This window comes from Salipiger marinus (genome assembly GCF_035481585.1).
In the GTDB taxonomy this organism is placed as follows: Bacteria; Pseudomonadota; Alphaproteobacteria; order Rhodobacterales; family Rhodobacteraceae; genus Salipiger; species Salipiger marinus.
Genome location: NZ_JAYKSL010000005.1, coordinates 26669 through 36928 on the forward strand (window position 1 = coordinate 26669; position 10260 = coordinate 36928).

Here is a 10260-nt window from a genome sequence, read left to right on the forward strand (position 1 = left end):
TCCTCGCCCGCCCGGTCATCAGCGGGGCTCGTAGTTGAAATGAAGGAAATCGGCGTGATGGCCCCGCCCCGAAGTGTCATGCGCGGCCATGCCGACAAAGGCGCCGGTGAAGTTGTTGCCCGGCCCGTTGCCCGCCTCGTCAGAGATCGCGGACTGGTCGAGCGTGACCCCCAGATCGGTCCAGTCAGCCCCCGGCAGGGCATAGCGGAAGCGCAGGGTCATGCCGTCCACGTCGCAGCCCAGCCGGACCGGCCCGGTGGCGGGCAGATCGACGGGGGCGGCGAGCGGCTGCACCATCCGCAGCATCGGCCAGTCGGCGGGACAGCTGAGCACGGTCAGCTGGCGCTGCCCCTCCTCCGCCGCCGTCACCGCAAGGTAGTGGAACTTGAACCCGTTATACCACGCGATCAGGCCCGCAAACTGCTGGTAGGTTTCCGGCGCGAAGTCGATTTCGGTTTCGGCGGAATAGTCGATGTCGGTCTGGCGCCGCGCCACCAGCGCATGGTCGAAATGCGATCCCGGCGCCTCGCGCCCGTAAAGCCGCAGCGCGCCGGGCCGTGCCTCCAGCGAGAAAAGCCGGGCGCTGTCGGGGCTGCGCAGCCACTGGAAGGCGGGCGGCAGCGCCCCGGGGGCAAAGGTGGTGCGGGCGGGCTCTGGCGCGAAGCGGTGTTCGGGCAGGTCGGGCGCGGGCGCCGTTGCGGTCGGCACGCAGCCGCCATGGGCAAGGCGCGGAAATTCCCCCGCAGGCCAGATCAGTTTCTGGATCGCGGTTTCCCGGCCCAGCGGCGAGCGGCGCGCATCCTCTTCGTGGATGCCCACGACCCGGCCGGGGGCTGCGCCGCGCGTTTCCTCCAGCGGGCGGGAGCAGAGATGCACGAGGTAGAACTCGCCATTCTGCGTCTCGACGATATCGGCATGGCCCGCGCGCTGCAGCAGTGCCTCTGGCGCGTCCTTGGAGGTCAGCAGATGCTTTTTCGGATCGGTCTCGTAGGGGCCGAACAGATCGCGGGACCGGGCCATGGTCGCGGCATGTTCATAGCCGGTGCCGCCTTCGGCGGTCAGCAGCCAGTACCAGCCGTCGCGCCGGTAAAGATGCGGCCCCTCGGTCAGCTTGTGATCGGTGCCGCGATAGATGTTGCGCACCTCGCCCACCAGCCGCTGCTCTGCCACGGAATATTCCTGACAGACGATGCCGCCGAACTTGTCACCACCCTGCTGGCGGTGATCCCAGATCATGTTGACCAGCCATTTGCGCCCGTCCTCGTCATGAAAGAGCGACGGATCGAACCCCGAGGAGTTGAGATAGACGGGATCGGACCACGGCCCATCGATGCTGGGGGCGGTGACAAGATAGTTGTGGCTGTCCTTCCACGCGCCGTCGCGGCGTTTGACATCGGTATAGATCAGCCAGAACTGCCCGTCGGCATGGGTCAGGCACGGCGCCCAGACCCCGCCGGAATCCGGATCGCCGCGCAGGTCAAGCTGCGCCGCGCGGGTCAGGGGCCGGGACACCAGCCGCCAATGCGCCAGATCGCGGGAATGATGGATCTGCACGCCGGGATACCATTCGAAGGTCGATGTGGCGATGTAGTAGTCGTCGCCCACCCGGACGATCGACGGATCGGGGTTGAAGCCGGGCAGGATCGGATTGCGGATCTCGGTCACTTTGGTCATCCCTTGACGGCGCCGCCGGTCAGGCCTGCGACGATGTATTTCTGGGCGGCGAGGAAGAAGACGATGGCGGGCAGGATCGTCAGCGTGACGAAGGCCAGCGTGCGGTTCCATTCGGTCACGTATTCACCGCGGAACTGCATCATCCCCAGCGGCCATGTGAAGGCTTCGCGCGAGTTGAGCACGACCAGCGGCAGCAGGAAGTTGTTCCAACTCTGCACGAAGACGAAGACGCCCACGGTGGCGAGGATCGGCGTGGAGAGCGGCAGCGTGACCTGCCAGAAGAACCGCACATAGCCGCAGCCATCGATCCGCGCCGCCTCGAACAGTTCTTTCGGCAGCTGTTCGAAGAAGGTCCGGAACAGCAGGATCGCCAGCGACAGGCCAAAGGCGGTCTGCGGCAGGATCACCGCCCAGTAGGTGTCCAGCAGGCCGATGTCGCGCACCTTGATGAAGAGCGGCAGGATCGCGGTGGCGAAGGGGAACATCAGCCCCAGCAGCAGATAGGAAAACAGCATCCGCGAGCCGAAGAAGCGGATCTGCGCAAAGACATAGGCGGCGGCGGATCCGACGATCAGCGTCAGCACCACGGTCCCGGTGGAGATCAGCAGCGAATTGCCCAGATAGCTCCAGAACCGCGGATCGGCGAGGATCGAGGCGTAAAAGCTGGCATCCCACTGCTGCGGCAGCGCGAAGGCGTTCATGCGGATTTCCGCGTTGCTTTTGAACCCGCCAAGCGCCGTGGCCAGCATGGGCGCCAGCACGAAGCTGGCCACCACGCAAAGGATCGTGACGCGGGCGAAGTTGCGCCAGAAATGGCTGCGGGTCATGGCTTGGTCCCCTTCATGAAGATGCGCTGGTAAAACAGCGCCACGACGATGGCGGCGAGGAACAGCAGCACGCCCACGGCGCTGCCAAAGCCGATCTTCAGCCGGGTCAGCCCGAAGCTGTAAAGATAGGTGACGATGGTATGGGTCTGGTTCGACGGTCCGCCATTGGTCAGCGGGATGATGACGTCAAACACCTGCAGCGCGCCGATGATCGCAAAAAACGCGCTGACCATGATGGCGGGCTTGATCTGCGGGATCTGCACATAGCGCACGATCTGGGGCCGCTTGGCGCCTTCGATCTTGGCAGCCTCGATCAGATCCTCGGGCACGCCCTGCAGGGCCGCGATGTAGATCATCATGTGAAAGCCGAAATATTTCCAGACGATCACGGTCATGACCGCGACAAAGGCCCAGTCCCGGTCAGCAAGGATGAAGAAGCTTTCCTGCCCCATGGACCGCGCAAGGGAGGCGGTGACGCCATAATTGCCGTCGAACACGAAGCTCCAGATCAGGCCCGCTGCCACTTCGGCAAGGATGTAGGGAACGAAAAAGATCAGGCGGAACAGCGCGTTGGTCGGCGTCTTGCGATAGATCAGCAGCGCCAGAAACAGCGCCAGCGGCATCTGGATCAAAAGCGAGACAGCCACGATCTTCAGCGTGTTGCCCATGGCGGTGTGGAACACCGAATGCCCGGCGATCTGTTCGAAATTGCGCAGGCCGACATAGTCTTCGGGCGTGCCGTAGCCGTTCCAGTCGAAAAAGGCGTAATAGCCCGATTCCGCCAGCGGCAGGATCACAAACAGGCTGAACAGGATCAGCGCCGGGGGCAGCAGGATCGCGATGGCGGCAAGGCGGCTGGAGCCCATTCCGCGCCGACGGCGCGCGCGTTTCCGCGATGCGGCCGCGCGGGCATCGATCATCTCCATGGAGTGCGTCTCCGTCTCGGGGGAAAAAGGGCGCGCGTCCGCAAGGACACGCGCCGGGGGAAGGCTTAGCGGAACTGCCAGGCCTCCTCGACCTGTGCCGCGGCCTCCTCGGGCGTGATCACGCCCTGCGCCAGATCGGCGGAGATGTCGTTCACCGTGGCCCCGACCGAGGCGCCAAGGAACTGGTCAAGGAAGATCTGGTGATAGCTGGCTGCCGCGATGTCCTGCGCAACCTGCTGGAAGAACGGGTTTTCCAGCGCCTCTCCGGCCCCATTCACGATCGGGATGAAGATGCCTTCGCGCGCAACTTCTTCCTGATGATCGCGGTTGAGCAGGAAGGTCAGGAAATCCACCGCGCCATCGGTCGCGTCCGACGTGACGGCCCAGCCGTTCATGCCGCCCAGCGTGGCGCTGTCGCCGCCCTCTGCCACCGGATCGGACACCGCCGGGAAGGAGATGATCGCCATCTGGTCATCGGGCAGGCCTTCGCCGCTTTGCGAACGGCCCCGCATCGGCAGGTAATCCCAGTCGCCCATCAGGTGCAGCGCGCCCTTGCCATCGGCGAACATGCCGCTGGCGGTCTCGTAGGTGGTGCCCATGAACCCGGGCTGGAACGGCTCCATTTCGGTCAGCTTCTGGAATTCCTCGCCAGCGGCGACAAAGGGCTCGGCCTCGAACCCGCCATCCTCGCCGTTCATCGCCGCCGTCACGACCTCGGCCCCGCCTTCGCGCAGCGCCAGATAGCTCCAGTAGAAATGCAGCGGCCATTTGTCCTGCCCGCCCACCACGATCGGCGTCACGCCTGCATCCTTCATGGTCTGCACCGCAGCCAGCAGGTCATCCCATGTCTTGATCGCGGTATGGTCGACGCCGGCCTCTTCGGTCAGCGCGGTGTTGACCCAGAACACCACTTCGGTGGCGTAAAGCGGCAGACCGTGCAGGGCGCCATCCACGGTATAGGCGGTCAGCGCCGCGTCGGGGAAGGTGCTGCGCACCTCGTCGGACAGCTCGCCCGAGATGTCCTTCAGGAACCCGGCTTCGGCCTGTTCGACCAGCGTCTGGCCGGCCCAGCTGTAGAAAATGTCGGGCCGGGCGTCGGACTGCAGCAGCGTCGGCAGCTTCGACTTGTAGGCTTCGTTGGCGATATATTCGAACACCACGTCCACATCGGGGTTCTGCGCCTCGTAAGCGGCCTCGACGCGGGCATAAAACGCCTGTTCGGGGTCGCTGGGCTGCACCCGCAGCACGCGGATTTCTTCCTGCGCCATGGCGGCAGTGCCCCATGCGGCGCTGGCCAGCAGGGCTGTCTTGACGAACAGTTTCATTGGTCATCCTCCCAGATTGAGCCCGAATCCCGATCCTCCTCGACCGTGATTCTGCACCATTTTGACTAACGTATACTTCAGATTTGACCAACGTACATCAAGAAAGAGCGGGTATGCAATCCCGCTTTTCCGAACCGGACCCTAGGGCAGGTTGTCGCGCAGGAAAATTTCGGTGTGGATGATGCCGGTGCGCGGATCGACCGGCACCGCCTCGATCAGGTTGCGCATGATGATCAGGGCGCTGGCCACTTCCTTGTGAATATCCTGCTGCAGCACGGCGTCGAACACCCCATCCTGCAGCGCGGCGCGCGACTGGTCGGTCAGTTCGTGCACCACCACCAGCGGGCGCGGGCTGGACTTGGCGCGGTCCAGCGCGGCGCGCAGGCCCCGGTTGCCGCCGCCAAGGCTGTAGATCCCCACAATGTCGCGACAATCCTGAAGTACGTTGGTCAGAAGCTCGTCGACCCGCGCCGCCTCGTCGCCGCCCTCGACCGGCGGCAGCAGCTGCAGATCGGGAAATTCCGCATGCATGACCTGTTCAAAGCCCAGCCTGCGCTCCACATGGTCGCGCACCAGCATGGATCCCGCGATGATCGCGATGCGGCCCGGGCGGCCCTGACAGAAGCGGCCCAGCAGCCCGGCGGCGGTGCGCCCGGCGGACACGTTGTCGATGCCGACAAAATGCCCGCGCGCCGAGGCGGAGAGATCCGAAATCAGCGTCACCACCTGAATCCCCGCGCCGCGCAAATCCGACACCGCCTGCCGCACCTCGGCGGATTCCGTCGCGACCATCACCACGCCATCCACCGCCTGCTCGCGGGCGCGGCGCAGATCCGCCGCCAGCGCCCGCCCGTCAAACGGCGGTACCAGCGACACGCTGATTTCCGTGCGGTCGCGCAGCGCAAGGCGTGCGTGGCTGTCCAGTTCGGCGGCCAGATTGCGCATGAAGCTGTTGGGCCCGTCGGGAATGGCGAAATGAATGCGGTAGACCCGCTTGCGCGACAGGTTGGCTGCCATGATGTCGCGCTCATAGCCAAGCTGCTTCATCGCGGCGCGGACCCGCTGCTGCGTTGCCTGCCGCACCCCGTCGCGCCCGTTCAGAACCCGGTCGACGGTGGACAGGCTGACATTGGCCACGCGCGCCACATCATGCACGGTCGGTCGTGACATATCGCAGCTCTCCTTACTTCTTGTCCCACTCCCGGTTAGACCAGCGCCGGGACGCCCACAACTGACATGGGGCGCGGGCTGGCCCCCTGCCCCGGATCAGGCCCTGACCTGCCCCGCCCGGCCTCCTGCCCGCGCAGGCCCGGAAAACACCGCGCGGCACGGCATCTGACATACGTACATCACACACTGCTTACTGAAAAGTGAATTGCGACGGGCGGGGTCCGGGGGTGCCGCCGCCTAGAGCCGGTCGCGCACCCGCGCCCATGTATTGGCCAGATGCCGTGCCATCACCCGGCCCAGTTCCTCGCCATCGCGTTGGCGCAGGGCGGCGGCCATTTCCTCGTGCTCGGCCACGGCATCATCCCAGTAATCGGCGTTGCGGTTGCCCATGAAGCGGATGCGCTTCAGCCGCGCCTGCAGGTTGGCCTGCGTTTCCGTCAGCGCGGGGTTGCCCGCATAGTCGGAAAGCCGCGAATGGAATTCCTGATTGAGCTTGTAATAGGGCATCCGGTCGCGCGCCCGCCAGCGGTCCAGCATCCGGTCATGCAGCGCCAGCAGATCGGCGATCTGCGCGTCACTGGCCCGTTCGCAGACCAGCCGCCCGGCCAGAAGCTCGATATGGCCCAGCAGTTCCAGCATGCCATGCACCTCTTCGGGGGTGAGCTTGCGCACCACGCTGCCCTTGGAGCGGACCGAGGCGATCAGCCCTTCGGCGGCAAGCGTGCGCAGCGCCTCGCGGAAGGGGGTGCGCGACACGCCCAGCTGTCCGGCCAGCACGACCTCGTCGATTCGGGTTCCCGGCTCCAGATAGCCTTCGATGATCATGTCGCGGATGCGGCTGGCCACCTGATCATGCAGGCTGAGCTTTTCGATCGCTAGCGGTGCGCCAAGGTCATCCATCTGATCCTGCACGTCTTTCTCCTGAAACATAAGGGCTGACACAAATATAGCAGCTTTTTCCGGCGGCGCGAGACTTGTGTATTGTATAATTTATCCATTACACAAAATGCGACACACAGGCCGACCCCGATGCGGGTGGCCCGGACCAGCGACAAGACGGACAAAAGCATGACGAGCGGATCTAAAGTGGCCATGGCGATCGGGGATGCGGGCGGGATCAGCGCCGAGCTTGCGGCACGGGTGCTGGCCTGCCCCGAGGCCAATACGGGCGACCTGATGGTGATCGGCGACCGGCGCCTGCTCGAACGCGGCGCCGCCGAGGCGGGTGTTGCGCTGGATCTGCCGGTGCTGCGCCCGGACCAGACCGCAGGCCCCCTGCCCGAGCGCAGCTTTCTGGTGGATCTGGGCAATTGCGACCCCGGGGCCGTGCCGCAGGGCCATTCCAGCGCCGAAGGCGGTCGCGCCTCGGTGCAGAATTTCCGCGCCGCCCTGCTGGTGGCGGCGGCGGGTCATGCCGATGTGGTGTTCTTCACCCCCTTCAACAAACACGCCATGCGGCTCGCGCAGCCCGATTACGTGGACGAGATCGGCTTCATCGACGCCACGATCGGCGCCACCGAAAGCGGGCGGGAATTCAACGTGCTGGACGAGGTCTGGAATGCCCGCGTCACCTCGCACATTCCGCTGTCGGAAGTGGCGGGCCGGATCACCGAGGCGCGGGTTTTTGACAGCCTCTGCCTGACCGACCGGATCATGCGCAATGCAGGCTATGACCGCCCTCGGATCGGTGTCGCCGCCCTGAACCCCCATGCGGGCGATGGCCGCAACTTCGGCACCGAAGACGAGGACATCCTGCTGCCCGCCATCGAACGCGCCCGCGCCCGGCAGCTGGCGGTCACCGGGCCGGTGCCGTCGGATACGGTGTTCGTGCGCGCGGTGAAGGGCGAATTTGATGCGGTGCTGACCATGTTCCACGATCAGGGCCAGATCGCGATGAAGCTGATCGGCTTTGACCGGGGCGTGACGCTGATCGCCAATTACCCCTTTCCCATCGTCACGCCCGCCCATGGCACGGCCTATGACATCGCGGGGCAGGGCATCGCCAATCTGGGCGCCACCCGCAACGCGGTGACGCTGGGCCGCCGTCTGGCGGCAATGGATCCGCGCAGCGACCGGCCCGACACCCCCGCACCGCTGCCCGAACTGTTTGCCCGCGCGCTCGACTGGGGCGCGCTGCCGGTCTGAGATCACCGCGCCCGCCGGAGGAGGGCGGCGCGCATCATCTTTGGGAGGAGAGACACATGAACAGACGAGAGTTTGCCAAGGGCATCGCCCTGACCGGCGGGCTGATGGCCAGCCCCGCCCTGCTGCGCGCCCAAGGCACCGCGCTGCGTTTTGCCCATTACGGCACGGCCAGCGATTCCGTCAGCGCCGCCGCCACCCGTCTGGCGGAGCTTGCGGCGGAAAAGACCGGCGGCGCGCTGACGGTCGAGGTCTATGGCAATGGCGAGCTTGGATCCTCGCCCACCATGCTGGAAGGCACCCGGCTTGGCACCATCGACATGGTGACCACCGGCAATCCCTATTTCACCGCCAGCCTGCCCGCGCTGAACCTGCTGGACCTGCCCTTCCTGTTCCAGTCCGACGCCCATGCCTTTGCGGTGCTGGATGGCGAGGTGGGCCAGACGCTCATGTCTTCCATGTCGGAGGCGGGGCTGCAGGGCATCGCCTTCTGGGAACTGGGCTTCCGCAACCTGACCAACAATGTCCGCGCCGTGGTGACGCCCGAGGACATGGCGGGGCTGAAAATCCGCACCACGCCCAATCCGGCGCATGTGCTGGCCTTCGAGACGCTGGGCGCGCAGCCGACCCCCATGCCCTTTGGCGAGGTCTATTCCGCGCTGCAGACCGGGGCCATCGACGGGCAGGAAAACCCGGTCAACCACATCTATGCCAACAAGCTGCACGAGGTGCAGACGTTCATGAGCCTGACGCGGCACGCCTATACCACCTCGCCGCTGGTGGTGAACGCGCGGCGCTGGTCCGGCCTGTCGCCAGAGTTCCAGACCGCCCTGCAGGAGGCGGCGCTGGAGGCCGCGACCTTCCAGCGGCAGCTCAACGACGAAGAGGATGTGGCAGCGCTTGAAGAGATGCGCGCGGCGGGCCTGCAGATCGAGGAAAACCCTGATACCGACGCCTTCCGCTCCGCTGTCAGCGACGTGACCCGCGCCGCCTATGTGGAGCAGTTCGGTGCTGCGCTGCTGGATCAGGTGGACGCCGCCGCAACCGCCTGACCCCCGCCCGCACCGGCCGCTCCGGAGGAGGGAGACGCCCATGACCCAGATCGCGCGCCTTGACAGGCTTCTGCGCCGCGCCGTGAACGGGGCCGCCGCGCTGCTGCTGCTGGCGGTGGTGCTGCTGGGAATCGCGCAGGTGGTCAGCCGCTATCTGCTGGGCACCTCGCTGATCTGGTCAGAGGAACTGATCCGGCTGCTTTATGTGTGGATGATCCTCGTGGCCGCCGCCAATGCCGATCACATGCGGATCACCCTCATGGATGGCAGGCTGGGGCCGCGCGGACAGGGCGTGCTGACGGCGCTGCGCACCGCCGTGGTGCTGGCCCTGCTGGCGCTCCTGATCTGGGGCGCGTGGCAGCTTGACGCGAGCTTCGGGCGCGACCGCTATGTCGCGCTCGGCATCTCCAAATCCTGGTACTGGATGGCGGGGGTCGTGGGCGGGCTGCTTTGGGCAGGCACGCAGATCTCGGCGCTGTTCACCTCCCCGACCCCGCCGGAGACGCAATGACCACCCTTCTTCTCTTCGGATCCATGCTGCTGCTGGCGCTGATCGGCGTGCCTCTGGTCTTTGCCATCCTCGCCGCGTCGGTGGTCACGCTGCTGGTGGTGCGCCCCGAAATGCCGCTGCTGCTGGTGGGGCAGGTGTTCATGAACGGCATGGACCAGTTCCTGCTGCTGGCCGTGGGCTTCTTCTTTCTGGCGGGCGAATTCATGAACCGGGGCGGCATCACGCGCCGCGTCATCGATTTTGCGCAGACGCTGGTGGGGCACTTCCGCGGCGGGCTGGCGCAGGTCAACATCGTCTCCAGCCTGTTCTTTTCCGGCATCTCCGGATCCGCCGTGGCCGATACCGCCGCCATCGGTTCGGTGATGATCCCCGAGATGAAGGCGCGCGGCTATTCCGGCGCCTTTGCCGCCGCCATCACGCAATGCAGCTCCGTCGTGGGGCCGATCATCCCGCCCTCCATTCCCATCATCGTCTATGCCGTGCTGGCAGAGCAGTCGGTGGGGGCGATGTTCCTTGCCGGGATCCTGCCCGGCGTGGTGATCGGGCTCTGCCTGATGGCGGCGGTGGCGCTGCTGGCGCGGCGGCGCGATTTCGAAAGCAGCCCCCGGCAGCCCGTCACCGCCATGGCTCGCG

At 65.8% G+C, this 10260-nt stretch carries 10 protein-coding genes; 4 read left to right on the forward strand and 6 right to left on the reverse strand.

Annotated elements, in window-relative coordinates; all coding sequences use genetic code 11:
* Positions 1 to 18: 18 nt before the first annotated feature.
* From VK682_RS08180 to VK682_RS08205, 6 genes are all read right to left on the reverse strand, one after another.
* The gene (locus VK682_RS08180) at positions 19 to 1665 is read right to left on the reverse strand and encodes a glycoside hydrolase family 43 protein (RefSeq protein ID WP_230795453.1); all 1647 of its coding nucleotides are present in this window, start codon (positions 1663 to 1665) and stop codon (positions 19 to 21) included.
* A 5-nt stretch (positions 1666 to 1670) separates the two neighbouring features.
* A complete protein-coding gene (locus tag VK682_RS08185) occupies positions 1671 to 2501 on the reverse strand; it encodes a carbohydrate ABC transporter permease (protein WP_089849233.1) in 831 nt (276 codons plus the stop codon).
* A complete protein-coding gene (locus VK682_RS08190) occupies positions 2498 to 3427 on the reverse strand; it encodes a carbohydrate ABC transporter permease (RefSeq protein WP_230795454.1) in 930 nt (309 codons plus the stop codon). Before VK682_RS08190 ends, VK682_RS08185 begins: the two co-directional genes overlap by 4 nt.
* A 65-nt stretch (positions 3428 to 3492) precedes the next feature.
* On the reverse strand, positions 3493 to 4752 hold the full coding sequence (locus VK682_RS08195; protein ID WP_230795455.1) for an ABC transporter substrate-binding protein: 1260 nt from the start codon (positions 4750 to 4752) through the stop codon (positions 3493 to 3495).
* Between the two features lie 141 nt (positions 4753 to 4893).
* A complete protein-coding gene (locus VK682_RS08200) occupies positions 4894 to 5922 on the reverse strand; it encodes a LacI family DNA-binding transcriptional regulator (RefSeq protein WP_089849229.1) in 1029 nt (342 codons plus the stop codon).
* 237 nt (positions 5923 to 6159) lie between these two features.
* Positions 6160 to 6834, reverse strand: coding sequence for a GntR family transcriptional regulator (locus VK682_RS08205; RefSeq protein WP_230795456.1), 675 nt, complete (start codon positions 6832 to 6834; stop codon positions 6160 to 6162).
* A gap of 156 nt (positions 6835 to 6990) precedes the next feature.
* Here VK682_RS08205 and VK682_RS08210 point away from each other — a divergent pair, with 156 nt between their 5' ends.
* The 4 genes from VK682_RS08210 to VK682_RS08225 all read left to right on the forward strand — a co-directional run.
* Entirely contained in the window at positions 6991 to 8067 is a 1077-nt protein-coding gene (locus VK682_RS08210; RefSeq protein WP_230795457.1) for a 4-hydroxythreonine-4-phosphate dehydrogenase PdxA, read from the forward strand.
* Between the two features lie 56 nt (positions 8068 to 8123).
* Positions 8124 to 9116 (forward strand): DctP family TRAP transporter solute-binding subunit, encoded by a 993-nt coding sequence (locus tag VK682_RS08215; protein ID WP_324781647.1) that lies wholly within the window; start codon positions 8124 to 8126, stop codon positions 9114 to 9116.
* A 40-nt stretch (positions 9117 to 9156) separates the two neighbouring features.
* Positions 9157 to 9627 (forward strand): TRAP transporter small permease, encoded by a 471-nt coding sequence (locus tag VK682_RS08220; RefSeq protein WP_165616859.1) that lies wholly within the window; start codon positions 9157 to 9159, stop codon positions 9625 to 9627.
* The coding region (locus VK682_RS08225) for a TRAP transporter large permease subunit (protein ID WP_324781648.1) at positions 9624 to 10260 on the forward strand (637 nt) is incomplete at its 3' end. The genes VK682_RS08220 and VK682_RS08225, both read left to right, overlap by 4 nt.